At 69.1% G+C, this 24,561-nt stretch carries 18 protein-coding genes; 6 read left to right on the top strand and 12 right to left on the bottom strand.

Annotated features, from left to right (window positions below; translation table 11 throughout):
* Positions 1-124 precede the first annotated feature (124 nt).
* The 6 genes from ROZ37_RS12600 to ROZ37_RS12575 all read right to left on the bottom strand — a co-directional run bounded on the left by ROZ37_RS12600 (position 125) and on the right by ROZ37_RS12575 (position 6,470).
* Complete coding sequence (locus tag ROZ37_RS12600; RefSeq protein ID WP_312659808.1) at positions 125-3,103, bottom strand: PAS domain-containing protein; 2,979 nt, start codon at positions 3,101-3,103, stop codon at positions 125-127.
* Between the two features lie 174 nt (positions 3,104-3,277).
* Complete coding sequence (locus ROZ37_RS12595) at positions 3,278-3,709, bottom strand: hypothetical protein (RefSeq protein WP_312659807.1); 432 nt, start codon at positions 3,707-3,709, stop codon at positions 3,278-3,280.
* On the bottom strand, positions 3,706-4,140 hold the full coding sequence (locus ROZ37_RS12590) for a phage holin family protein (protein WP_312659806.1): 435 nt from the start codon (positions 4,138-4,140) through the stop codon (positions 3,706-3,708). Before ROZ37_RS12590 ends, ROZ37_RS12595 begins: the two co-directional genes overlap by 4 nt.
* Positions 4,141-4,157: 17 nt before the next feature.
* A complete protein-coding gene (locus tag ROZ37_RS12585) occupies positions 4,158-4,436 on the bottom strand; it encodes a hypothetical protein (protein WP_312659805.1) in 279 nt (92 codons plus the stop codon).
* Positions 4,437-4,567: 131 nt separating this feature from the next.
* Positions 4,568-4,915: a hypothetical protein gene (locus ROZ37_RS12580; RefSeq protein WP_312659803.1), complete on the bottom strand. Its 348-nt coding sequence runs from the start codon at positions 4,913-4,915 to the stop codon at positions 4,568-4,570.
* 121 nt (positions 4,916-5,036) lie between these two features.
* Positions 5,037-6,470 carry a sigma-54 dependent transcriptional regulator gene (locus ROZ37_RS12575; protein ID WP_312659802.1) on the bottom strand — a complete coding sequence of 478 codons (1,434 nt, stop codon included), beginning with the start codon at positions 6,468-6,470 and terminating at the stop codon, positions 5,037-5,039.
* A 214-nt stretch (positions 6,471-6,684) separates the two neighbouring features.
* On the opposite strand from ROZ37_RS12575, the gene ROZ37_RS12570 reads away from it, so the two are divergent.
* The 6 genes from ROZ37_RS12570 to ROZ37_RS12545 all read left to right on the top strand — a co-directional run bounded on the left by ROZ37_RS12570 (position 6,685) and on the right by ROZ37_RS12545 (position 12,161).
* The gene (locus ROZ37_RS12570) at positions 6,685-7,218 is read left to right on the top strand and encodes a YetF domain-containing protein (protein WP_312659800.1); all 534 of its coding nucleotides are present in this window, start codon (positions 6,685-6,687) and stop codon (positions 7,216-7,218) included.
* 198 nt (positions 7,219-7,416) lie between these two features.
* Complete coding sequence (locus ROZ37_RS12565) at positions 7,417-8,676, top strand: glycosyltransferase (RefSeq protein ID WP_312659799.1); 1,260 nt, start codon at positions 7,417-7,419, stop codon at positions 8,674-8,676.
* Entirely contained in the window at positions 8,673-9,413 is a 741-nt protein-coding gene (locus ROZ37_RS12560; protein WP_312659798.1) for an SDR family oxidoreductase, read from the top strand. The genes ROZ37_RS12565 and ROZ37_RS12560 overlap by 4 nt, the downstream gene beginning before the upstream one ends.
* Positions 9,404-10,018, top strand: coding sequence for an HAD family hydrolase (locus ROZ37_RS12555; protein ID WP_312659796.1), 615 nt, complete (start codon positions 9,404-9,406; stop codon positions 10,016-10,018). Before ROZ37_RS12560 ends, ROZ37_RS12555 begins: the two co-directional genes overlap by 10 nt.
* Positions 10,006-11,154, top strand: coding sequence for a glycosyltransferase family 9 protein (locus tag ROZ37_RS12550; RefSeq protein WP_312659794.1), 1,149 nt, complete (start codon positions 10,006-10,008; stop codon positions 11,152-11,154). Before ROZ37_RS12555 ends, ROZ37_RS12550 begins: the two co-directional genes overlap by 13 nt.
* A gap of 53 nt (positions 11,155-11,207) precedes the next feature.
* Positions 11,208-12,161, top strand: a complete 954-nt coding sequence (locus ROZ37_RS12545; protein WP_312659792.1) for a glycosyltransferase family 4 protein — start codon at positions 11,208-11,210, stop codon at positions 12,159-12,161.
* A 42-nt stretch (positions 12,162-12,203) separates the two neighbouring features.
* Here the strand turns inward: ROZ37_RS12545 and ROZ37_RS12540 are convergent, their stop codons facing one another.
* From ROZ37_RS12540 to ROZ37_RS12515, 6 genes are all read right to left on the bottom strand, one after another.
* Positions 12,204-14,297: a catalase gene (locus ROZ37_RS12540; RefSeq protein ID WP_312659790.1), complete on the bottom strand. Its 2,094-nt coding sequence runs from the start codon at positions 14,295-14,297 to the stop codon at positions 12,204-12,206.
* 82 nt (positions 14,298-14,379) lie between these two features.
* Positions 14,380-14,658 carry a hypothetical protein gene (locus tag ROZ37_RS12535; protein ID WP_312659788.1) on the bottom strand — a complete coding sequence of 93 codons (279 nt, stop codon included), beginning with the start codon at positions 14,656-14,658 and terminating at the stop codon, positions 14,380-14,382.
* Positions 14,655-16,115 (bottom strand): glycogen synthase GlgA, encoded by a 1,461-nt coding sequence (gene glgA, locus ROZ37_RS12530; RefSeq protein WP_312659787.1) that lies wholly within the window; start codon positions 16,113-16,115, stop codon positions 14,655-14,657. Before glgA ends, ROZ37_RS12535 begins: the two co-directional genes overlap by 4 nt.
* Positions 16,112-21,346, bottom strand: coding sequence for a malto-oligosyltrehalose synthase (locus tag ROZ37_RS12525; protein ID WP_312659786.1), 5,235 nt, complete (start codon positions 21,344-21,346; stop codon positions 16,112-16,114). Before ROZ37_RS12525 ends, glgA begins: the two co-directional genes overlap by 4 nt.
* 70 nt (positions 21,347-21,416) lie before the next feature.
* A complete protein-coding gene (treZ, locus tag ROZ37_RS12520; RefSeq protein WP_312659785.1) occupies positions 21,417-23,345 on the bottom strand; it encodes a malto-oligosyltrehalose trehalohydrolase in 1,929 nt (642 codons plus the stop codon).
* Positions 23,342-24,559: a glucose-1-phosphate adenylyltransferase gene (locus ROZ37_RS12515; RefSeq protein WP_312659783.1), complete on the bottom strand. Its 1,218-nt coding sequence runs from the start codon at positions 24,557-24,559 to the stop codon at positions 23,342-23,344. Before ROZ37_RS12515 ends, treZ begins: the two co-directional genes overlap by 4 nt.
* Positions 24,560-24,561: the final 2 nt, after the last annotated feature.

Raw genomic sequence — 24,561 nt, 5'->3', positions numbered from 1 at the left:
TCGGCGCCTGCGGTTGGCGATCCGGCACACGGGTGGTGAAGACGCCGACACCTCATCGGTGCGCGGTGCGCGGTGCGCGGGTCAGCAGCGTAAGGCGCGCCGTCCGACGCGACGTCCGCTCCTTTCAGGCGAAGGGAGCGGCGGCGGTGCGCTCGTTTTCGGCGACTTCGAGAATCCCGCGGATCGTCCCGACGAGCAGGTGCGCATCGACCGGTTTGCCGACGCAGCCCTGGAAGCCTTCGACGGCGAACTTGCCGCGGTCCAGATGCGCGAGCGCCGTCACCGCCACCGCGGGGACGAAAGGCAGCGCAGGGTCGCCGCGCAGTCGCTTCAGCACGTCGAAGCCGCTCTCGGTCGGCATCGCGATGTCGAGCAGCAGCACGTCGGGCGTGTCACCGTCTTCATGGAGCATCCGCAGCGTCGCCGCGACACCTTCGCCGGAGTCGAACTCGCGCACGCTCGCACCGGCCTGCGTGAGGATGAGGCGCATCACTTCGCGCGCGTCCGGGTCGTCGTCGACGAGCAGCGCACGCACGCCGTCCAGATCGCGCGGCACCGCCGGTTTTGCGTCCTTGCCATGGCGGTCGTCGTCTGCTCGGTCATCGGCTTCCATCTGCGCCGCCGGAAACTCGACCGTGAACACCGAACCGGTGCCACTGCCGCCGCTCTCCGCGCGCACCATGCCCCCATGCAGCTCGACGAGGTTGCGCACGAGCGCGAGGCCGATGCCCAGGCCGAGGTAGCGGCGCGTCACCGAGGTATCCGCCTGGCTGAAGCGGTCGAACACGTGGGGCAGGAAATCCGCCTCGATGCCGACGCCGTCGTCGCTGACCGACAGCAGCACCGTATCGTCGGGGCGCGCGAGCCGGATCACCACCTTCCCGCCTTCCAGCGTGAACTTGATCGCGTTCGACACCAGGTTGATGACGATCTGCTGCAAGCGGTCGCTGTCGCCGTTGACGACGGCCGTGGCGCATTCGGCGGCGAATTCCAGCTCGACGCCCTTCGCCGCGGCGCCGTCGCGCAGCAGTTCGATCGCCGCGCGCACCACCTCGACGAGGTCCACCGGCCGGTTGTCGAGCTCGAGCTTGCCGCTGATGATGCGCGACGTGTCGAGCAGATCGTCGATGAGCCGGGTCTGGTGATCGATGTTGCGCTTGATCGCATCGGCGGCCCGCGCGACGAGCGCGGGGTCCGGGTTGCCGATCGACAACAGCACCTGGCTCCAGCCTTTCAGCGCATTCAATGGCGAACGCAGCTCGTGCGAGACGATCGCGAGAAACTCGTCCTTCGCGCGGTTCGCCCGCTCGGCCTCGCCGCGGAGTCGATGTTCGGCGACCAGCAGGTCCTCGAGCTCGCGCTGCGCACGCTTGCGGTCGGTGATGTCCTTCGCGACGCCGACCAGTCCGAACACCTGCCCCTGCGAATCGCGCAGCGGGGATTTCGTCACGAGGTAGGTGCGCAGCCCGGCTTTCGTCATGCGCGTCTCCTCGACCGCAATCGGCCGGCGGGTCTCGATCACGCGCCGGTCGTTCTCGAGGGTGCGGCGCAGCTCCTCCGTGTCCTCGAAGAGTTCCTGCTCCTTTTGCCCCAGCACCTGCGCGCGGCTCAGGCCCATCGCCTGCACCGCCGCCGGATTGACCATCATGATCCGGCCTTCGCGGCTCTTCGCGACGATCAGTTCCGGCGTGCTCGCCGCGATCGTCCGCAGCAGCGTCGTGCTCTCGCGCAGCACCGTCATCGTGCGTTCGAGCGCGCGCGTGCGCTCGCCGACCCGCCGGTCGAGCGCCTGGAACGCCTGCCGCTCCGCATGGGCGCGCGCGCGGCGTGCGCTGACGTCACGCAGCACCAGCACGCCGCCAACGAGGCCGCCGCTGGCGGCGCGGATCGGCGTCGCGCTCGCCTCGATGCCGCACAGACTGCCGTCCGCTAGTCGCACCGCCGGCTCGCCGTCGAGCGTCACCGGGCGAAGGTCGTGGAACGCCTTACGGAACGGCGACTCGATCGTCTCGTACGTGCGCTCGTCGACGAGCTGCATGAGATCCCGGAGATTGCGCCCGATCGCGCCGGCGACGTCGACGCCGAGAAGCTGCGCGGCCGCCGGATTAAGGAAGCCGACCCGGACCTCGTCATCGACCGCGATGACCGCGTCGCCGATGTTCGCGAGCGTCACTTCGAGCCATTGCTGCTGCGTGTTCGCGCGCAGCTCGGCCATCGAGCGGTCGACGTTCATTTCGTCGAGCTTGCCCGCGGTCCACAGGATCAGCGCCGCGCAGCCGACGATCATCCCGACCGCGATCACGCCTTCGCTCTCGCCGACCGCGAACCAGCCCAGGCGCAGGCCCAGCGCCTGCACCCAGCCGGCGAGCAGCGGAACCGCGACGACGAGCGGCAGCAGCCGACGGAAGATCACCGCGCCGGGTGAATCGTGTTCGAGCAACCGCAGCAGGCGCGGCGATGGACGGCTGACGATCAGGCTGACGCTCGCGGCGAGCATCCCGAGCGCGACCGGCAGCGCGATGCCCACCGTCGGGATCACGACGCTGAGCCGGACGAAACGGAAAGTCAGTCCGACGATCGCGACGAGCGCGACGCTGCCTGCGGCAATCGCGAGGAGCCGGGCGAATCCGCGCACACGGGCGTCATCGACGGCAGCCAGCGTCAGCGCGAGCGCGACGAGGATGTAGCAGGTCGCGGTGCCGACCGGGTTCGGTGCTGGGGCGAACACCGGGATGCGCTCGAAAACCCGGTTTTCGAGGCCGGTCCAGGTTTCGAGCTGCAGCAACAGCGTCAGCACCGAGATCGTCGCGATCACGAACGCGAGGAAGAAGATCGCGTAGCGGTTGCGGCGTTCGTCGGCGGCTTCTAGGCGCCGCAACGCGATCGCGATCAGCAGCAGCTTCACGATGCTGCTGAAGGTCGCCGGCGGTAGCCCGGGGCCGAGCGACGCGAGCATCGGGATGCCGGCGATCCAGCCGGCGAACGCCGTCAGCGCGAGCGCCGCGACGAACCAGCTCGCATATTTCGAAGTATTCGCGAGTCGCGTCGACCATGCCCCTTGCGGGAGCGACGTCGGCGACGGCAAGGAAACGGTGGAATCCATGCGGTTCGATCAGAGGTAGGAGAAAGACATCCCGGCTTGCGGGCGGGGATCGCAGACGGATCGCACGGGAAGCCGGATCGGCGGACGCTGCTCGCCGCCCGCGCTGCTGCGGCTTCGCGCACTGGTCGAAGATAGGACTCTCACCCTGCCGAACCATTCCATTGTCGAAGCGGCCTACGCGCGGCGCTCCCTCCGCACGGGCGGCATTGCGCGCGAGCGCACCGTCCGGTTCGCGTAGCGGCGCGCGTACTGCTCGCGCCCCCAGGTCAGGAACACCGGCACCGCGTTCCACGGATTGCCGTAACGCATCCGCAGGCCAGTCATCGCGAGGCCGCCGAGAATCGCGGCGATGCCCTTGCGTTTTGTCTCCGGCTTGATCACGGGATCGTCGTGCCGCACGGAGCCGCGCGGGCGCCGCTTCACGAGCGCGGTCGCGAGCAAGCCGACGGCGGCCGCGGCAATGCCGATGCCGCGCAGCGAAGTCGCCTGCGCGACCGCCCGCTTCTTCGTCTCGTCGCGCCACAGCGCGAAATCGCGCCCGAGCGCGACTCGCTCCTGCGCGACCAGCATCTCGGTTTCGTCCAGCGATCTCGAAATGATCCTCATGGCCCGGTCCTCGCGACCGCTTCGACTGCGCCGGCCTCACTGGCAACCGGCATTGCCGCCGGCGGCGGGTCGCCGCGCAGCTGCCGCAGCGTTGCCGCGAACGGCATCTTCTTCACCCGCTTCCACAGCCACCATCCGGCAGCCGCGGCGACGACCACGTTCGCCAGCGCCGCAAACGCGAGCACCGCCGGCCACGGCACGCCATCGGCAATCAGCCAGCCGGCGATCGCGACGACGAGCGCGAGCCACGCCGTCACGAGCAGGACGACCGCCGCGATCGCGACGCACATCACCTGCAGCAGTTCGTGGAACGTCTGCCTCGCATCGAGCACCACGAGCGATGCGAATGCCGACGCGAGGCGCCGGGTGCGGTGCAGCAGGCCGGAAAGGGAACGGTCGGTGCCGATTCCTTCGCTCGTCGTGGCCGCCATCGGTTGCGGTCGGCCCGTCAGTGCTGCGTGAAGCGGCTGAACAGGATTCCCACACCCACGGCGATCATCACCGACGCCACGGGGTGCCGACGCACGCACTCGCGTGCCCCTTCCAGCAGCTCATCCTGATGATGCATCCATTCCTGGCCGCGTTCGCCGGCGTTGCGCAAGCGGCTCGACGCTGCGTGCGCGACGCGGTCGATCGCGTCCTGCGCCTTGCTCGACAGTTGCTCGATCTTCGCGGCGCCGGTGTCGGCGGTTCCGGTTACGTTCGATCCCGATGTCGTCGTCTGCATTTTCATTCCTCCTCGTTATTGGTCCGAACGGGCCCTTGCCGGCCCGGAACATGTCGCGGCACCCGGAGCAGCAAACGTCGTACCCGCATGTCGTCGGCGGCGCGCGCGGGATGCGTTGCCGCAGCCGCTTGTCATCTCCCGTGTCGCTTCTGCCGCGGCGGGTGCGCGACGTCCACGCCCTCCGGCGGCACGTCGGCACCCGGCGAGCGTTCCGGGTCGTCTCCGGGTCCGGGAACGTCGGTCGGCACGCCGTGCTGGTCGGTGTCGCGCAAACCCCGGCCGATGTCCCGCGCGGCCTGCTCGATGACTTCGCGGTGCTCGTGCAAGCCGGGCTCGTGCTTCTGCGGCGCCTCGTCGCGCTCGTGAGGCAGCGGCAGCTCGCCTTTTCCCGGCGGCTTGCGGATATTCGTGTCCTCGGCGTCGAACATCGGGTCGAGCCGCTTTTTCCCGGGCTCGCCGGTCTGGTCCTGCTTGCTCATCGAATCGATCCTCCTCGCGTAAGCCGACGCGTCTTCAACGCGCCGGTGCTGCGGACGAACGCTGTCGAAAGCTCAGTAAGACTTACGCCAGCGTGCAGGACTTACACGCGGCGCGGGACGCTCATTCCGCCGCGCTGCGCTCGGGGTCGCGCTCCCGCTCGTCCTGCACGCTGTCGTCCGTTTCGTCGCTGTCGGCCTCCTCGTCCACCGGGAGCTCGCCCTTTTCCGCCTGGTACACCGCGAGGCGGTTGTAGAGCGTCTTCAGGCTGATCCCGAGCATTTCGGCGGCCTTGCGCTTAACGTTCCCGCATTCGGCCAGCGTCGCCTCCATCACGCGCCGATTCACCTCTTCGAGCGTCGTGCCGACCCGGATGGTCAGCACCGAGCTGTGCGATTTCTGCAGAAAGCTCTCGGGCGCGAGTTCGGGCTCGATGACCTCGTCGGCGAGGATGTACGCGCGATGGACGTAGTTCTTCAGCTCGCGGACGTTGCCCGGCCAGTTATGCGCGTAGAGCGCCGCGATCGCGTCGGACGAGAAGCGCTTGTTCGTCTGCTCCTGTTCGTTCAGTTCGGCGAGGAAATGTTCCGCGAGCAGCTCGATGTCGGTTCCGCGCTCGCGCAGCGGCGGCAGGATGATCGGGAAGACGTTGAGGCGGTGGTAGAGGTCCTCGCGCAGCTTGCCGTCGGCGACCGCCTTCTCGGGCGAGCGGTTCGTCGCTGCGATCAGACGCACGTCGGTCGCGATCGGCTCGTTCGTGCCGACGCGCATGAAGGACCCGGTTTCGAGCACGCGCAGCAGCTTGACCTGCAGGTCGGGGCGCATTTCGGTAACTTCGTCGAGGAAGAGCGTGCCACGGTTCGCGCGCTCGAAGAAACCATGGTGCTGCCGGTCCGCGCCGGTGAAGCTGCCCTTCTCGTGGCCGAAGAGTTCGCTCTCGACCAGTTGCGGCGACACCGCGCCGCAGTTCAGCGGCAGGAAGGGTTGGCGCTTGCGGCGCGACAAGTCATGAATCGTCTGCGCGACGACTTCCTTGCCGCTGCCGCTCTCGCCGACCAGCAGCACCGACGCCGACGTCGGCGCGACGCGCGAGAGCTGGTCGTAGAGGCGGTGCATCGCCGGCGAACTGCCGAGGATGTGGCCGAAGCGGCCGAGCTTGCGCAGCTCGTTGCGCAGCTCGCCGATCTCCTCGCGGAAGTGTTCGACTTTAGGAATGCGCTGCAGCACGCCGCGCAGGCGCTCGATGTCGACCGGCTTCACGAGATAGTCGGTCGCGCCGCCGCGCAGCGCTTCGATCGCGCTTTCGACGCTCGCGTGGCCGGTGATGACGACGACCTCGGTCGAGCCGCCGGTGCCGATTTCCTCCATCAGCTCCATACCGAGCCCGTCGGGCAGCATCAGGTCGGTCAGCACGACGTCGGGCATCGAGCGTGTGAGCCGGATGCGCGCGCCTCTCAAAGAGTCGGCAACCGCGATCGTAAACCCTTCCGCCTTGACGAATTCGGACAGCCAAGCGCCGGTTTCGGGATCGTCGTCGACAAGCAGTACGTTGGGCAATTTTCTCTCCTGCGGGACTGATCCACCCGTAGATACTAGTCGGCTTTCAACCCCCCTCCGTTGCCAACAATTGTAATTTTTTCAGTCACTTCCGACGTTTTGCGTGGGACTTTTTCACACGCGCCGACGGGAGGCCCGATTGCTGTGCAACAGAAAGTGACGAGTCCGCCCTTGCCTGGATGGAGCGGCTGTCGCGATTGCCGGAGGATCGGATATGGATATTTCGTGGAGCGAAGTCTTCGGTCTCACGGTGTCGCCGGTGGAACTGATGATCCGCGGCACCGCCGTCTATCTCTTTCTGCTTTTCGTGTTCCGCACCGTGTTGCAGCGCGACATCGGCGCCGTCGGCGTCGCGGACGTCCTGCTGCTCGTGATCATCGCCGACGCCTCGCAGAACGCGATGGCGAGCGAATACAAGTCGGTCACCGACGGGCTGATCCTCGTGTCGACGATCCTCGGCTGGAACGTGCTGTTCGACTATCTCTCGTTCCGCTTTCCGCGCATGCGCAAGATCCTGCAGCCGCCGGTGCTGCGGCTCGTGCGCAACGGCGAAATCCTTCACCGCAACCTGCGGCGCGAATTCATCTCCGAAGACGAACTGTGGGCGAAGCTGCGCGAAAACGGCATCGAGAAACTCGAGGACGTCCGCTCCGCGATGATGGAAAGCGACGGCACGATCAGCGTCATCAAGCGCGAAAAGGGCGGCGGCGAAGACCCGAAACCGCCGAAGCAGCACCGCCCGATCTAGCCGCCCGCGGCCGCGCTGCCGGCTGCGGCAGTAAGTTTTTCCTCGCCCGCTCCGAACTTACACGGTCAATCGCGCGCCACGGCTGGCGATTGCGGCGAACGGCAGTATCCCGTGCGGGCACAGGGCTTGCCGAAGCACAACGCATCACCTCCGCAGGACCGAGTCCAGCGTTCCGACAAACCCATAGGCGGCGCACATATGAAAATCGCACTGATAAGCGAACACGCATCTCCTCTCGCCACCCTTGGCAGCATCGACAGCGGCGGGCAGAACGTCTACGTGGCTTATGTCGCGCGCGAACTCGCGCAAGCGGGGCACACGGTCGACGTCTTCACGCGCCGCGACAGCCCCGAGTTGCCGCCGGTCGTCTATTTCGGCCGCAACGTCAGGGTGATCCCGGTCCCCGCGGGGCCGGCCTGCTTCATCCCGAAGGAATCGCTGCTGCCCCACATGGAGGAATTCAGCGACAACATGGTCACCTGCTGCGCGCGTGCGCGGCCGTACGACGTGATCCACGCGAACTTCTTCATGTCCGGGCTCGCCGCGCAGCGCATGCGCGACGAGTACGGATCGCCGTTCGTCATCACCTTCCATGCGCTCGGCAAAGTGCGCCGGCTCCACCAGGGCAGCGCCGACGGATTTCCGGCGTCGCGCGTGGATATCGAGGAAATGCTGGTCGCGTCCGCGGACCGGATCATCGCGGAATGCCCGCAGGACCGCGACGACCTCGTGAACCTCTACGACGCGCGGCTCGACGACGTCGACGTCGTGCCTTGCGGCGTCGAGACGACCGAACTCGGCCCCGGCAGCCGGCACCTGCGCAAGGAGTTCGGCATCGGCGACGACGAGTACCTCGTGCTGCAGCTCGGCCGGCTCGTGCCGCGCAAGGGCATCGATAACGTGATACGCGGCGTCGCGGCGCTCGAGCGCGAGGACGGCATCACCGCAAAGCTCCTCGTCGTCGGCGGCGAGTCGGACGACCCGGATCCAGCGACGACGCCGGAGATCGGCCGGCTGCAGGACATCGCGGAAGCCGAAGGCGTCGCCGATCGCGTGATCTTCGCCGGGCGCCGGCCGCGCACCGCGCTGCGCGACTTCTACTGCGCCGCGGACGTGTTCGTGACGACGCCGTGGTACGAGCCGTTCGGCATCACGCCGCTCGAAGCGATGGCTTGCGGCTGCCCGGTGATCGGCGCGTCGGTCGGCGGCATCAAGCACACCGTCGTCGATGGCGTCACGGGCTACCTCGTGCCGCCGAACGACCCTTCGGCGCTCGCCGACCGCCTCGCGCGCGTGCGGGTGAACCCGGCCCGGGCGCGGATGTTCGGGCGCGCCGGGATGCGCCGCGTGCGCAGCGCCTTCACGTGGCAGCGCGTCGCCGCATCGCTCGAATCCGTCTACCACAGCCTTCAACCCCAGCCCGAAATCCGCTTCGACGAAAGGACGGTGCGCCTATGACTCCGAACAACTCCTCCCCGCTTCTGAACAAGACGGCGCTGGTCACCGGCGGCGGCCGCGGCCTCGGCAAGGCGCTGTGCGAAGCGCTGTGCGCGGCCGGCGCCCAGGTCGTCGTCTGCGACGTCCGCGCGGACGCCGGCGAACAGACCTCGTTCGAGCTCAACAAGAAGGGCTATCAGACGATCCACTGCACGGTCGACGTCACCGACGACGAGCAGGTGCTCGCGTGCCTGCAGTGCGCGCGCGAACGCTTCGGCGCGCTCGACGTCCTGATCAACAACGCCGGCGTCGATTACACGCTGCCGATCGACGAGCTCGAAATCGAACAGTGGGACCACGTCCTCGCGGTGAACCTGCGCGGCCCGTTCCTGTTCTCGAAGCACGTGGTCGCGCAGATGAAGCCGCTGCGCAGCGGGCACATCATCAACATCACCTCGACCGCGGCGAAGCGCGCATGGCCGAACGCCTCCGTCTATCACGCGAGCAAGTGGGGGCTGCTCGGCTTCTCGCACGCGCTGCATGCGGAGCTGCGACCGCACGGGATCAAGGTGACCGCGGTCGTTGCCGGCGGCATGCGCACGCCCTTCCTGCTCGACCGCTTCCCGGACATCGACGTCGCGACGCTGCAGCCGCCCGAGTCGGTCGCCGCCGCGGTGGTCAACGTGCTGTCGCTGCCCGAAGGCACGGTCGTACCGGAAATCACCGTGCTGCCGATGGGAGAGACTTCTTGGCCCTGAACGCGGCGGTTTTCATCGACAAGGACGGGACGCTGATCCACGACGTGCCGTACAACGTCGACCCGGCGCGGATCCGGCTGCGCGACGACGCGGGCACCGCGCTCGCGCGGCTGCAGCGGCACGGCTTCCACCTGATCCTGATCACGAACCAGCCCGGCGTCGCGCTGGAACTCTTCGAGCACGACGCGCTCGAGGCGGTGTGGGCGAAGATCGCGCTCGACCTCTCGGCGTTCGGCGTCGTGCTCGACGCGGTCTACCACTGCCCCCACCACCCCGAGGGCAGCGACGCGCGCTATGCGCTCGCGTGCGACTGCCGCAAGCCCGAGCCGGGGCTGCTGCTGCGCGCCGCGCACGAGCATCGACTCGACCTCGGCCGCTCGTGGCTGATCGGCGACATCCTCGACGACGTCGAAGCCGGCCGCCGCGCGGGCTGTCGCACGGTGCTGCTCGATGTCGGCTCGGAAACCGAATGGCGTGGCGGCCGGCTGCGCGAACCCGACCGCGTGGCAAAGAGCCTGACCGAAGCCGTCGATGCGATCCTCGCCGAGGCGGATTCGCCTGCGGCCCCTTCCCCCGCAGCCGGCTGGTCCGCATGGACCGCGTGATCGACGCGGCACGCTGGCAGTCCGCCCGCCGCATCCTCGCGGTGCGCCTCGACAACCTCGGCGACGTGCTGATGACGACACCGGCGCTGCGCGCGCTGCGCGTGTCGGCGCCGGAGCGCCACATCACGCTGCTCGCGGCTGGCTCGGGAGTCGCCGCCGCGCCTTACGTGCCCGAGATCGACGAGGTTCTCGTCGCGAACGCCCCGTGGATGCCCGGCGCCGAACCCACCGCGGACGCGATGCTCGCCACCGTCGAACGGTTACGAGCCGGCAAGTTCGACGCGGCGGTGATCTTCACCGTCTACAGCCAGAGCGCGCTGCCCGCGGCCTTGCTGTGCTGGCTCGCCGGCATTCCGCTGCGGCTCGCGCACAGCCGCGAGAACCCGTATCACCTGCTGAGCGACTGGCTGTCCGACCCCGAACCGCACGAAGTGCTGCGCCACGAGGCGCGCCGGCAGCTCGACCTCGTCGCCGCGGTCGGCGCGACGACCGTCGACGCGCGGCTGTCGTTCCGCGTGCCGCCGCAGGACGTCGTGTCGGCGCGCCGGCTGCTGCGCGCCGCCGGCATCGACCCGGAGCGTCGCTTCATCGTCATCCATCCCGGCGCGAGCGCGCCGTCGCGGCGCTACCCGGAGGATCTCTTCGCCGCGGCGATCGGGCATGTGCTCGACATCCGGCCGGACCTCGGCGACCTGCAGCTCGTCTTCACCGGCGACGCCTCCGAAACGCCGGCGGTCGAGCGCATCCGTGCGGGCATCGCCCACCCGACGAGATCGCTGGCCGGGCAGCTCGGCCTCGGCGAGCTCGGCGCGGTCCTCGACGACGCCGCGCTGTTGATCGCGAACAACACCGGCCCGGTACATCTCGCCGCGGCGCTCGGGACGCCGGTCGTCGACCTGTACGCGCTGACGAACCCGCAGCACGCGCCGTGGCAGGTGCCGCACCGCGTGCTGTACGAGGATGTGCCGTGCCGCTTCTGCTACAAGAGCGTCTGCCCGCAAGGCCACCACCACTGCCTGCGCCTGCTTGACCCGGCGCGCGTCGCGGCGGCGGCGCACGAACTGCTCGCGCTCGGCGCCGAACGTTCGTCCGCGCCGCTGCCGGCGACGCCGGTCGGCGCGTCGCGAGCCGCATGAATGGAACCGATCGACGCATACCGACGAACACCGAGCCGACACCGGGAGGAACGATGTCCCCACCCCGCAAGCTGCGCATCCTGACCTGGCACGTGCACGGCAACTATCTCTACTACCTGAGCCAGGTCCCCCACACTTTCCTGCTGCCCGTCGACGCGGCGCGCTCGCCCGGCTTCAACGGCCGCGCCGGGACGCTGCCTTGGGGCGACAACCTCGTCGAGGTGCCGGTCGAGGCGCTGCGCACGACCGAGTTCGACTGCATCCTGTTCCAGTGCCGCAGCAACTACCTCGAAGACCAGTTCCGGCTGCTCTCGGGCGCGCAGCAGCAGCTGCCGCGCATCTACCTCGAACACGACCCGCCGCAGGTGCATCCGACGAACACGCCGCATCCGGTCGACGACCCGTCGATGCTGCTCGTCCATGTGACGCCATTCAACGCGCTGATGTGGGACAACGGCCGCACGCCGGTGCGCATCGTCGAGCACGGCGTCATCGTGCCGCCCGACGCGCGCTACGACGGCCGCGTGCCGCGCGGCATCGCGATCGTCAATCACCTCGCGCGGCGCGGCCGGCGGCTCGGCGCGGACGTGTTCGAAGCCGCGCGCGCCGAGGTGCCGCTCGATCTCATCGGCATGGCGGCGGAAGAAAGCGGCGGCATTGGCGAAGTCGCGAACACCGACCTGCCGGCCTACATCGCGCGCTATCGCTTCTACTTCCACCCGATCCGCTGGACGAGCCTCGGCCTCGCGGCGATCGAGGCGATGATGATCGGCCTGCCGGTCGTCGGCCTCGCGACGACCGAGCTCGTCACGGTGATCCGAAACGGCGAATCGGGCTGGCTCGACACCGACCCCGCGCGCCTCGTCGCGCACATGCAAAGGCTGATCGACGACCCCGAGGAAGCGCGCCGGCTCGGCGACGGCGCGCGCGCGGTCGCGCTGGGACGCTTCAACATCGAGCGCTTCGTGCGCGACTGGCTGGACGTGTTCCGCGACGCGACCGCGTGATGGGCCGCGGGGCGGGCTCCGGCCCACCCCGCGCGCGCTGCCTTACGGCAACACCCTCACCTTCCCTTCCCGGTCCCACTGCCGCGTCTTTGCGGCGGCGATGAAGTCGGCGACGTTCGTCGCCGCGACGACGCCGGCGTCCGGCTGAACCCCGGCCGCCTGCAACAGCGCTTGCCCGCCCTGGTCGACCGCGATCGCCTTCAGGTGCGCAAACGCATCGCGGACGAAGTCGAGCGCCTTCGCGTCGCGCGCGAGCTCGGCGGCGCCGTCGTCGGACAGCAGCACCGCGACCGCGTCGAACATCACCGACGGCGTCCCTTCGAGCTGGCCGTCGGCGGGTTCCTTCGCGCCGCCACCGAGCTTCGCGCCGCCGACTTTTGGCGCGACGATCTTGACCATCGCCCCGGCCTTGGTCGCCGCGTTGCGCAGCGCCGACACCGCTGCGCCGTCCGAACCATCGTTGACCAGGATCCCGACCACGCGGCCTTCGAGCGTGTCCTTCATCTTGCCGATCAGCGCGACCGCCGGCGACGGATCGAAGTCCTGCACCGGCTGGAACGGCAGCGGCGCCGCGGGCAGCGGGTCGATCGCGAGCCCGGCCGCAACGCGCGACGCGAGCGATTCGTCGATGTTGCGCAGGTGGCCGACGATCGCTTCACGGATCCGCAGCGTCTCGACTTTCGACAGCTCGAACACCAGCGCGGCGACGAGGTGCGTCTGCTCGGGCGCGCTCTGGCTGCGGTAGAACTGCCGCGCCTGGCTGTAGTGGTCACCGAAGCTCTGCGCGCGGATGCGGCCCTTGACGCCGCTTTCCGGCGTCGTCGCGGAGCGGAAGCCCGCCTGCTCGGATTCGCGCGGGCCGTCGGGGTCGAGCGTGTTCGGCTCGTACGAGACGCGACCCTTCGGCCGGTCCCTCTGCATGTGGCCGTCGCGCTGGTAGCTCGCGAACGGGCACTGCGGCGCGTTGACCGGGATCTGGTGGAAATTCGGCGAGCCGAGGCGCGACAGCTGCGTGTCGAGGTAGGAGAAGAGCCGCCCCTGCAGCAGCGGGTCGTTCGAGAAGTCGATCCCCGGCACGACGTTCGCCGGGCAGAACGCGACCTGTTCGGTCTCGGCGAAGAAGTTGTCCGGCCAGCGGTCGAGCACCATGCGCCCTATGATGCGCAGCGGCACGAGCTCCTCGGGGATCAGCTTGGTCGCGTCGAGGTGGTCGAACGGGAAGGCCTCCGCGTCCTGCTCGCTGAAGAGCTGCACGCCAAACTCCCACTCCGGAAACGCACCGTTGCCGATCGCCTCGAAGAGGTCGCGGCGGTGGAAGTCCGGGTCGGCGCCGGCGATCTTCACCGCCTCGTCCCACAGCGTGGATTGCAGGCCGAGCTTCGGCCGCCAGTGAAACTTCACGAAGGTCGATTCGCCATCCGCGTTGATGAGCCGGAAGCTATGCACGCCAAAGCCTTCGATCATCCGCAGCGAGCGCGGCAGCGTGCGGTCGGACATCTGCCACATGATCATGTGCATCGACTCGGGCATCAGCGAGATGAAGTCCCAGAACGTGTCATGCGCGCTCGCCGCCTGCGGAAATCCGCGGTCCGGCTCCATCTTCACCGCGTGGACGAGGTCCGGGAACTTCATCGCGTCCTGGATGAAGAACACCGGGATGTTGTTCGACACGAGATCCCAGTTGCCTTCCTTCGTATAGAACTTCACCGCGAAGCCGCGCACGTCCCGTGGCGTGTCGACCGAGCCTGCGCCGCCGGCCACCGTCGAGATGCGCGTGAACAGCGGCGTCCGTTGCCCGACTTCGGTCAGGATCTTCGCCGTCGTAAATTGCGCCAGCGAATCGGTGAGCTCGAAGTAGCCGTGCGCGGCGCTGCCGCGCGCGTGCACGATGCGCTCCGGGATGCGCTCGTGATCGAAATGCATGATCTTTTCGCGCAGCACGAAATCTTCGAGCAGCGTGGGGCCGCGCGGATTCGCGCGCAGCGAGTTCTGGTCGTCCGAGATTGCCGTGCCCTGATTCGTCGTCATCAGCGGACAGTCGCCGGTGGCCTGCTGATGCAGTTCGCCGCCCGAACCGAGGGGCGCGTCGTCGCCGCCGCCCTTCGCCCCCGCCCCGGAATCTTTCGCATCGCTCATATCGGTACTCCTCTGTTTTCGCTGGATGTCGCCGCGCCACCAGCGCGGTGGCCGGTGGTCGACTCGGATTGCCGACCCGCTGCTATTTCGCTTTCGCCTTGGCCCTCGATTTCCGCTTCGGGCGTTTGGCTGCCGGCGGTTTTGCGCGGGTCGGCGCCGCCAGCTCGCGCAGCTGCTTCGCCGCCGCGGCGCTCGATGCAGCAATCGCCTTGGCCGTCTCGCGCCGGACCGCGGCGGTGGCGTGACCGCGTGCGCTGCCGAGCACGCTGTTCGCGGCGCTCAACCACAGGCTCAAAATCGGGTTCTTCTTCGTCCACGGGTTTTTCATCGATCGGTTCTCCAAAGTGGCGAGACGCGTCACCGCGCGGCGAGCATCGCGCGATAGACCTCGCGATACGCGCCGGCGCTCGCACCCCAACTGAAGTCGCGTGCCATGCCGTTGCGGCAGATCGCGCGCCATGCGTCGCGGTCGGCGAATACCGCGAGCGCGCGGTCGACCGCCTCGACGAGCGCCGCCGACGTCGCGTCGGCGAACGCGAAACCGGTCGCCTCATCGCCGCCCGTCGCGTGATCGACGACCGAATCGGCGAGACCGCCCGTCGCGCGCACGATCGGCGGCGTGCCGTAACGCTGGCTGTACATCTGGTTCAGGCCGCAGGGTTCGAAGCGCGACGGCATCAGGAAGGCGTCGACGCCGGCCTCGATCTGATGCGCGAGCACTTCGTCGAAGCCGACGACCACCGCGACGCGGTCGGGCGCGTTCGCGGCGGCGTCGCGCAGCGCCTGTTCGAAGCGGCTCTCGCCGGCGCCGAGCACGATGAGCTGCAGCGGTCGCTCGAGCAGCGCCGGCAGCGCGTCGAGCACGAGATCGATGCCTTTCTGGTCCGTCAGCCGGGTAATCATGCCGACGACCAGCGCGCCCTCGTCGGCCGCGAGGCCCATTTCCGCCTGCAGCGTGACGCGATTCGCGGCCTTGTCGTCGAGCGAATCGGCGCCGTAATTACGCCGCAGCGCGACGTCGGTGCCCGGGTCCCAGACGCGAGTGTCGATGCCGTTGAGGATGCCGACGAGGCGGTCGGCGCGCGCGTCGAGAAGCCCTTCGAGGCCGCAGCCAAACGCCTTGCTGCGGATCTCGCGCGCGTAGGTCGGGCTCACGGTCGCGATGCGGTCGGCGTAGAAGAGCCCGGCCTTCAGGAACGACAGCCGCCCCCAGAACTCGACCCCGTCGGGCTTCAGGCTGTCGGGCGGAAGTCCGAGCGCGTCCGCGACTCCGAGGTCGAAGATCCCCTGGAACGCGAGGTTATGCACCGTGACGAGGCTCGGCGCCGGCGCCGGCAGGCCGTGCGCAAGATAGGCCGGCGCGAGCGCGGTGTGCCAGTCGTTGCAGTGCAGGAGATCGGCGCGCCAGCCGAGCGGCGAATCGTTGCTCGCGAGGCGCGCGGCGACCCGCGACAGCAGGCCGAACCGCAGCGCGTTGTCGGCGTAGTCCTTGCCGTCGACGTCGAGATAGGGTCCGCCCTTGCGCGCATAGAGCGACGGGCAATCGAGGATCAGCGCCGCGACGCCGCTCGGCAGCCGCGCGCGCAACAGGGTCGCGGCCGGCAGTCCGAACTCCGCGCGCAGGTTCGCGACCCGCCGCGCCCCTTTGGCTGCGGCTCGCACCGACGGATAGCCCGGCAACAGCACGCGCAGGTCGAGATCGAGCGCCGACAGCGCTTCGGGCAGGCCGGCGCTGACGTCGCCGAGCCCGCCTGTCTTCGCCCATGGCGTGCATTCGGGCGTCGCGAAGACGACGCGCGGCTTCGCGAGCCTTTTCACGACGCGACGTCCGGCACGAGCAACGCGAACGGCAGCGATTCGAACAGCGCGACGACATCGAGATAGCAGTGCTTTCCTGCCCGCTCGGCCTGCACGCGGCGGCCCGAAAGCACGTCGCGCCAGAGCCGGCCCTCCCACGCGCGCGACAGCTCGACGCGCGTCCGTCGCCACAGGCCCGGGTCGAGCGTCAAGCCGTCGTCGCTCGCCGTGAGGCTCAGCAGCAGCCGCGAGCCGACGAAGATCACCGCTTCGTCGTCGCAGACGCGCGCGAAGGCGACGACGTGCTGCGCGGCCGGGCCGTTCGTCCTCAGCGCGATGTAGCGCCCGTCGCGCATCGTGCGCTCGAACTCGCGCCGCACCGCGAGGCCGCGCCACAGCAGGTAGAGCTTCAGCCGGCCGTCGGTGAGGTCGGTTGCCATCGCCGCTAGCCGCGCCTGCAGGTGATCGGGCGCGGCGTCGGGCGGGACGTCGCGCTGCAGCGCGAGGAGCTGCTCGCGGCGCATCGCGAAGTCGACCGGCCGGCGGTTGTCCGGGTCCACCAGCGTGAACGTCCAGGTCTCGCAGCCCTGGTAGATGTCGGGCACGCCGGGCGCGCCGAGCTTCAGCAGCAGCATGTTGAGGCTGTTCCATGCGCCGAAGCGCGACAGCGTCGCCTGGAACGGGACGAAGTCGGTGAAGAACGCGTTGTCGAGCCCACCCGCGAAAAGGCGCCGCACGAAGCGCGACAGCGCCTTTTCGTACGCCGGCTCGGGGTTGATCCAGCTCGTGTGCAGCTTCGCTTCGCGCACCGCCTTCAGCATGTAGTCGTCGACGCGACGCATCAGTTCGGCGAATTCGTCGGGGTCGGGCGGGAGCATCGGCCAGATGCCGAGCAGCGTCTGGTACAGCAGGTATTCGTCGTTCGCCGACGGCACGAGCTCGTCATTGACGCGCGACTTCAGCCGCTCGTTGATCCGCCGCCAGCGACGCAGCGCGAGCCGCCACGCGCCGGGGATTTCGGACAGCACGTCGATGCGCGCGCGCACGTCCTCCGAGCGCTTGCTGTCATGCGTCGACGAGCCGAGCAGCCCGTATGGATGGCTCGCCGCGATGCGTTCGTTCGCGCCGTGGAAGTCCTCGGTCGACAGGCCGAAGGTATGCGGATCGGAGCCGACGTCGTTCAGCGACAGCAGCCGGTTGTAGCGGTAGAACGCGGTGTCTTCGAGCGATTTCGCCATCACCGGCGCGGTGAATTGCTGGAAGCGCCGCGCGAACGTGAGCTTCATCCGGCGCAGCTCCGCGTCCGGCTCGGACGGCGCCGAGGCGAGGACGTTGCGGACGAAATGCAGCACCGACGCGTCGCCGGCGCGCGTGCGCGACACCGCGTACGCAAGCGCGCGGTCGAGATAGCGGCGGTCGGTGTCGGAGACGCCGTTCGGGCCGATGTAGCTGCGATACACCGGGAAGCCCGCGACGAAGTCCGTCAGTGCGCCGCGCAGCCGAGTGCGCGTGAAGTCGCGCGTGCGCCGGTTGCGCTGCGCGATGTCGTGCAGCATGAAGGTCAGCCCGCCGAGCTCGCCGGGCAGCGAGTGCGTCATGATCAGCCGCTTCGCCTCGCGCATCACCTGGCTGAAGTTGCGCGCCTCGTGCGTGAAGGAGCGGTAGACGCGCGTGAAGCGCGACTCCTGCGCCGCGTCGACGAACAGCCCGTTGCACAGGTTCGCGAAGCGGTAACCGGTCTCGCCGTGCACGCGCCAGTCCGAAGGCAGCACCTCGAATTCATCGAGGATCTTCTCGACGACGACGTACAGCGCCGGCGCGGGCCCGTCGTTCCCGCCGGCGTCGCGCTGCACTTCGGCGTAACGCGACTGCAAGCGGTCGAAATACGCGGCCGGGTCCGACAGACCGTCGGGATGGTCGACGCGCAGCCCCGACACGCAGCCCGCGGCAATCCAGCGGAAGATCTGCGCGTGCGTCGCCTCGAATACCTTTTCCGACTCCATCCGCAGCGCGGCCAGATCGTTGACGTCGAAAAAGCGTCGGTAGTTGATGTCGTCGGCGGCGACACGCCACGACGCGAGGCGGTAGGCCTGACGCGACAGCAGCGCATCGAGCGCGTCGAAACTGACCGCCTCGCCGACTCGGCCGTTGAAATCCGCGATCCGTTGCGCGACCCGATCGCGCACCGCCGGCACGCGCTCGTGCAGCGCGGCAAGCTGCTGCTTGAACAGCTCCTTGTTGCGCCGCCGTTCGGCGATCAGCGCAGCGTCGGTCGCGTCGCGCGGCGGCAGATGGCGCAGCGCCGCGAGCAGGGTTTCGAGTTCCATCAGGTCCGGGTCGGACAGGATCTCGGACTCGCTCGCGACCGGCGCCTGCTCGACGAGGATCGTCGGGTAATCGATCGGATCGATCGGGAAGCGGTGCTCGAAATAGCGCACGCAGAATTCCCCGCTCGCGGGCGAGAACTCGAGCTTCAATTCGCCCGCCTCGAGCACCGCGCCGTACTGGTCGCCGAGCACCGGCAACAGCACCTTGCCGCGCAACTCCCCGAAAGGCGGCTCCCAGTCGATGTCGAAGTGCTCGGCGTGCTCGGACCCCGCGCCGTTCTCGAGCACGTCGAGCCACCACTCGTTGTCGGCGCCGAGCACGCCGACGTGGTTCGGCACGATGTCGAGCACCTGCCCGAGCCCGAGCTCGCGCAGCCGCGCGCAATAGCGGTCGAAATCCTCCTCGCTGCCGATCTCCGGGTTCACCGACTGGTGGTCGATGATGTCGTAGCCGTGGCGGCTGCCCGGACGCGCCTTCAGGAACGGCGCGGCGTAGACGTGGCTGATGCCGAGCTGCGCGAGGTAGGGCAGCATCGCTTCGGCGGCGGCAAAACCGAAATCGGCGTGGAACTGCAACCGATAGGTCGCGCGCGGGACGTCGGCGGTCTCGGGGTGGAAGTCGGGCGGGCCGCCGCTGACATGCCGCAGCGGGCACGGACGCTCGGCATTCATCGCGGTCGTCACCGCGCGCCACGCCGGGTCCACTTCGAGGTCGGTGAGCCCGACGGGGAGCTTGCGCCGCCAGTTCGGGTACTGGGCCTCGCTGGTGCCGGGCAGGTTCACCGCTTCGGGCTGCCCGAGCACGTCTTCGAGCTGCACCGCCGCCATCTGCGCGGGGCTTCGCGCGATGAAGCGGTGCACCGCGACCGTGAGCCGCAGGTCGGGGTCGGTGACGGTCGCCGGGTCGCTGCCGAGCCCGTCCGCGAGCAGCCCCTCGCGATCGAGCGCCGCGAGCAGCTCCCGCCGCTCCGCGTCCCGCCGGCGGTACTGCCGCTCGCGCAGCTCGGGGTCGCGGTACATGCCGTGCTCGTCGCGCAGTTTCAGGTCGTGCGCCGCCCAGTAGCCGCGCAGCGTCGGCAGGTCGTGCGTGCCGACGGTCGCGAGCGCCTCCGCGGGCCATTCGGCCGGCGCACGGAAGCGCACGTCCTCCCATTGCTGTTCGAAATACAGCGGCCGATACGACAGCAGCCCGTGGTGCGCCATCGCCGCGCGGATTTCCGGCGGCACGATGCCGAGGTCCTCGCCGATGACGGTGCAATGCAGGCGGCGACTTTCGAGGCAGACGAGGCCGAGCAGCTCTTCGAACGGATACGCGACGTAAGTGCCGATGCGCGGCTCGCCGTCGGGCGGCAGCCAGAACAGGCGCATCAGGCTCATCACGTGATCGATGCGCAGCGCGCCCGCGTGGCGCATGTTCGCGCGCAGCACCGCGAGGAAGGACGCGTAGGCCTCCGCCGCGAGGCGCTGCGGGATCGCGGGCGGAAAACCCCAGTCCTGCCCGTTCGGATTCAGCTCGTCGGGTGGCGCTCCGGCGTGGATGTCGAGCGCGTGCAGGCTGGCCCTCGCCCACGTCTCCGAGCCGCCCTCGTTCACGCCGACCGCGAGATCGCGGTACAGCCCGACCGCCATCCCCCGCGCGTGCCCGCGCGCCGCGACCCGCCGCAGCTGGGCTTCGGCTTGCCACTGCAGGTACTCGAAGAACTCGACGCGCTCCTCGTTCGCGAGCGCGAAGGCTTCGACCGCGGCGCCGTCGATGTCGCGGTAGGTCTCGGGCCACACGGTCCAGCCCCAGACGCTGCGGTCCGCGTTGTGGAAGTGCTCCTGCAGCGCATCGAACAGCGCGTGCGCGCGCAGGCTGCGCCCGCCTTCGCGCTGGAAATCGCGGAAAAGGCCCGCGCGCTGCGTGTTCCGGTCGAGGTGGAAGTCGCGGAAATGGCAGTACAGCAGTTCGAGCACCGCGAACTTCGCGGCGGCGACGCCCGCGTAGTCGACGAGCGGCGCGGCGCGCAGCGCTTCGAGCCGCTGCTGGAAGTCCTCGTCGGCGACGTGCTGGCGCGCCTCGGCGCACTCGCCGAAATCGCGCATCGTCTCGACCTCGATGTACAGCACGTTCAGCCATTCCCGGCTCGACGGGCTGTACGGGCTTGCGCGCTCCGGGTCGTGCGGGAACAGCGCGTGCAGCGGATTCACGCCGACGAAGTGCGCGCCGGCGTCGGCCGCGAGATCGACGAGGCGCAAAAGGTCGCCGAAATCGCCCATGCCCCAGTTGCGCGACGAGCGCAGTGCGTACAGCTGCACCGCCGGGCCCCACAGCCGGTCGCGACTGCAGCCCGCGCCGCCGGGCGGTAGCGCGAAGCATTTGCGCGGGCAGACCGCGAGGCTCGCGTCGGCGAACGCGCGCTGCGGCTGCCCCGGCTCGTACAGCACGAGGCGGTGGATACCGATCGGCACGTCGACGCAGAGGTCGAGCACTGCGCGCACCGGCGCGTCCTTCGGCGTGCACCGACGATCCCCGCCGTCTCCGGTCTGTTCGCCCTCACCCGAGAATTGCTCCTCCTGCCGCGAAGCGCTGCCGCGCACCGGCCGCGGCAGCACGACGCCGGTGCGCAGTCCGCCGTCCTCGAGCACGATGCGCCACGGCAGCACGCGGCCGGCGAGCCGCGGCGGCAACATCACGCGCACGGCCAGCGGCTCGGCGTCGAAGTCTGCGACGACGAGCGACGGCATCACGCGCTCGTTCTCCTCGGCGCGCAGCCGCGCGAGGCAGTCCGCGGCCGCTTCATCGTCGGCGACCTTGCAGCCGAGCGCCGCGAGCACCGCGCGCTTGCAGTCGTCGGTCACGACGGTGCGCGTGCCCCAGGCGTCGTGGTAGTCGAGCCCGATGCCGAGGTGTGCGCACAGCGCGTCGAGCGCGCTCCCGTTCATCGCAGCGCCCTCCCTTCCCGGAAGGTCGGAGCGGCCATGCGCGGGCAGCGAGTCATTCGCCGGACTGCTCTCATCGGCGCACCTCCGGAGCCGACAGCACGTAGGCGCGGACCGACCACGGACCGAGCTGGGTGGCACCCTCGCCTTCGCCGACGCTCGCAAACGGCGCGACACCCGCGGCGGGGAACGGCAGCGACATCTCGTCCGCAAGGTTCGCACGCATCATCAGCACCTCGCCGCCCACGGTGGGCCAGCGGACCTCGAACGCGCTGTCGCCGACGAGGGTACGCGCGGCGCGACCGGGCACCAGCAGCGCGACGCGCGGCACGACTTCGGCGCGGCGCAGCGCGAGCAACTCGCGGTAGAACCCCAGCCATTCGCGTTGCCTGTCTCCGCGGCGCGCGTCCCAGTCGAGCCTGCTATCGTCGAAAGTCGCAGGCGCGCAGGGGTCCGGGATGTCGTCGACGCTGTCGCCGCCGCCGCTGAAGCGCTCGAACGCGGAGAACTCGCGCTTGCGCCCGTCCCGCACCGCGCTCGCGAGCGGTTCGCCGTAATCGCAGAAGTACAGGAACGGCGTCTCGGCGCCGGCCTCCTCGCCCATGAACAGCATCGGCGTCGCCGGCGCGAGCAGCTGGATCGCAACGAGCGCGCGCAGCTTGTGCGTGTCGGTCAAGGTCACGAGCCGTTCGCCGAACGCGCGGTTGCCGATCTGGTCGTGGTTCTGCAGGAAGTTCACGAACGCGGTCGGCGGCAGCGTCGCGCTCGGCTCGCCGCGCGGCGCGTCATGGAACTTCGAATGCTCGCCCTGGTACGCGAAGCCTTCGGCAAGGCAGCGCACGAGATGATGCGCCGGCCGGTCCGCGAAGTCGGCGTAATAGCCGTCGCGCTCGCCCGTCAGCAGCACGTGCGCGGCGTGGTGGAAGTCGTCGTTCCACTGCGCGTCGTAGCGTCCCGGCGTGCCGGGCGCCGCGAGCCGGCAGGCGCGATTGTCGAGGTTCTCGAGGACGAGGTGCACATGGCGCTTCGCGGCGCGCGCCCGCACCCACATCGAGATCTCTTCGAGGATGTGCCGCGGCGACGCGTCGAAGATCGTCTGCACCGCGTCCAGGCGTAGGCCGTCGAAGCGATATTCGTCGAGCCAGTACAGCGCGTTGTGGATGTAGAAGTCGCGCACCGTCGCGCTCGCGGACCCCTCGAAGTCGATCGCGCCGCCCCACGGCGTCACGTGCGCGGCGGTGAAGAACTGCGGCGTATAGACGTGCAGGTAGTTCCCGTCCGGGCCGAAGTGGTTATAGACGACGTCGAGCATCACCATCATCCCGAGCCGGTGCGCGGCCTGGATGAAATGCTTGAGTTCGTCCGGCGTGCCGTAGGCGGCGTCGGGCGCGTAGAGCAGCACGCCGTCGTAGCCCCAGCCGCGTCCACCGGGGAAATCCGCGAGCGGCATCAGCTCGATCGCGGTGATGCCGAGCTCGGCCAGCTCGGGCAGCCGTCGCTCGGCGGCGTCGTAGCGGCCTTCGGGCGTGAAGGTGCCGACGTGCAGTTCGTAGATCACGGCCTCTTCCCACGGGCGGCCGCGCCAGCCGGCGTCCCATTCGAAGCTCGTCGGGTCGACGAGCAGGCTCGGGCCATGCACATCGCGCGGATTGAAGCGCGATGCCGGATCGGGGACTTCGAGCTGGCCGTCGAGCCGGAACGCGTACAGGTCGCCCGGCTTCGCATCGCGGATCTCGCAGCAGTGCCAGCCTTCGGACTTCGCGCACGGGTGGTAATGCTTGACGCCGTCGGCGCCGATCAGGCACACCTCGACCCGCTTTTCGACCGGCGCCCACAGGCGGAAGCGATAGCCTTCCGCCGGGTCGCGCTCGCTGACCCGCTGCGGGCCGAACGGCATGCGGTGGAGATGGCGGTGGCCGCGGCTGGCCTCGCCGCGCTGGATGCCGGGCGCGCGCGCGAGAACGCCCTGGGCGGCGAGGTGTTCGTGGAACGGACTGTTCATGGCTGGAGCTGCCCCTTGCCGACGACGACGATGCCGTTTTCACTGACATGGAAGCCCCGCTCGCGATCCTCATCGAGGTCGTAGCCGATGCGCATGCCGGGCGGAACGTGGTTGTACTGGTCGATGATCGCGCGACGGATCTGCGCGCCGCGGCCGATGACGCTGCGATCCATGATGATCGACTGGCTCACCTCGGCGCCCTCGTCAACGGAGACGTCGCGGCGCAGCAGGCAGCGCTCGATGACCGCGCGCCGGATCACGACGCCGGCGCCGAGCGACGCCGTCCGGATATGTCCGTCATGCACCTGCGCTGCCTCCGTGTGGTCGGGCGCCGCGAAAATCGGCCACTGCCCGTTCAGCATGCAGAACCTCGGCCGCTCGCCGAGCGTGTCGAAGTTCGCCTCGTAGTACGCGTCGATCGTGCCGACGTCGCGCCAGTACGCGTCCTCCTCGAACTCGCGCATACCCTTCACGCGGTTCGTCGCGAAGTCGTACGCCATCACGCGGTTCGTCTCCGCCATCGCCGGCAGCAGGTCCTTGCCGAAGTCGTGCCCTTCCTTCTTGTGCGCACGCCGCAGCGCCTCGACGAGCAGGTCGGCACTGAAAATATAGTTGCCCATCGACGCGAGCGCATGGCCCGGACGCCCCGGCATCGGCTCGGCGGTCTCGGGCTTCTCGCGAAAGTCGCGAATGCGGCCCGCCGCATCGGTGCGGATGATGCCGAAGGAGCGCGTCTGGTCGAGCGGTACCGGCAGCGCGGCGACGGTCGCGTCGGCGCGCGTATCGACGTGAAACTGCACCATCTGCCGGATATCCATCCGATAGACGTGGTCGGCGCCGAACACGACGACGAGATCCGGCTTCACCAGATCGATCAGGTGGAGGTTCTGGTACACCGAGTCCGCGGTGCCCTGGAACCATTCCGGGCCGTGCTGCATCTGCGGCGGCACGACGGTGATGAAATGGTGCGGGATCAGCGGGCTCAGGACCCAGGTGCGCCGGATGTGCTCGATCAGCGACTGCGACTTGTACTGCACCAGCAGGTAGATCGAGAAGATCTCGGAATTGACGAGGTTCGACAGCACGAAGTCGACGATCCGGTGGCGGCCGTTGAAGGGCACCGACGGCTTCGATCGCTCCGCCGTCAGCGGATGCAGTCGGCTGCCTTCACCGCCCGCCATGACGAACGCGAGTACGGATTTGCCGGCGATCATGT

It is taken from the genome of Aromatoleum sp. (assembly GCF_032027225.1).
Taxonomy (GTDB): Bacteria; Pseudomonadota; Gammaproteobacteria; order Burkholderiales; family Rhodocyclaceae; genus Aromatoleum.
Note: the sequence above shows the minus strand (reverse complement) of the source record. Positions and strands in the feature narration are given on the sequence as shown.

Excerpts from the sequence above, each read along its gene's own strand:
- ROZ37_RS12515 (WP_312659783.1), bottom strand. The coding sequence starts at position 24,559 with ATGATCGCCGGCAAATCCGTACTCGCGTTCGTCATGGCGGGCGGTGAA.
- ROZ37_RS12540 (WP_312659790.1), bottom strand. The coding sequence starts at position 14,297 with ATGAGCGATGCGAAAGATTCCGGGGCGGGGGCGAAGGGCGGCGGCGAC.
- ROZ37_RS12525 (WP_312659786.1), bottom strand. The coding sequence starts at position 21,346 with ATGAACGGGAGCGCGCTCGACGCGCTGTGCGCACACCTCGGCATCGGG.
- ROZ37_RS12545 (WP_312659792.1), top strand. The coding sequence starts at position 11,208 with ATGTCCCCACCCCGCAAGCTGCGCATCCTGACCTGGCACGTGCACGGC.
- ROZ37_RS12600 (WP_312659808.1), bottom strand. The coding sequence starts at position 3,103 with ATGGATTCCACCGTTTCCTTGCCGTCGCCGACGTCGCTCCCGCAAGGG.
- ROZ37_RS12590 (WP_312659806.1), bottom strand. The coding sequence starts at position 4,140 with ATGGCGGCCACGACGAGCGAAGGAATCGGCACCGACCGTTCCCTTTCC.
- ROZ37_RS12580 (WP_312659803.1), bottom strand. The coding sequence starts at position 4,915 with ATGAGCAAGCAGGACCAGACCGGCGAGCCCGGGAAAAAGCGGCTCGAC.
- treZ (WP_312659785.1), bottom strand. The coding sequence starts at position 23,345 with ATGAACAGTCCGTTCCACGAACACCTCGCCGCCCAGGGCGTTCTCGCG.
- ROZ37_RS12585 (WP_312659805.1), bottom strand. The coding sequence starts at position 4,436 with ATGCAGACGACGACATCGGGATCGAACGTAACCGGAACCGCCGACACC.
- ROZ37_RS12565 (WP_312659799.1), top strand. The coding sequence starts at position 7,417 with ATGAAAATCGCACTGATAAGCGAACACGCATCTCCTCTCGCCACCCTT.
- ROZ37_RS12595 (WP_312659807.1), bottom strand. The coding sequence starts at position 3,709 with ATGAGGATCATTTCGAGATCGCTGGACGAAACCGAGATGCTGGTCGCG.
- ROZ37_RS12570 (WP_312659800.1), top strand. The coding sequence starts at position 6,685 with ATGGATATTTCGTGGAGCGAAGTCTTCGGTCTCACGGTGTCGCCGGTG.
- ROZ37_RS12560 (WP_312659798.1), top strand. The coding sequence starts at position 8,673 with ATGACTCCGAACAACTCCTCCCCGCTTCTGAACAAGACGGCGCTGGTC.
- ROZ37_RS12550 (WP_312659794.1), top strand. The coding sequence starts at position 10,006 with ATGGACCGCGTGATCGACGCGGCACGCTGGCAGTCCGCCCGCCGCATC.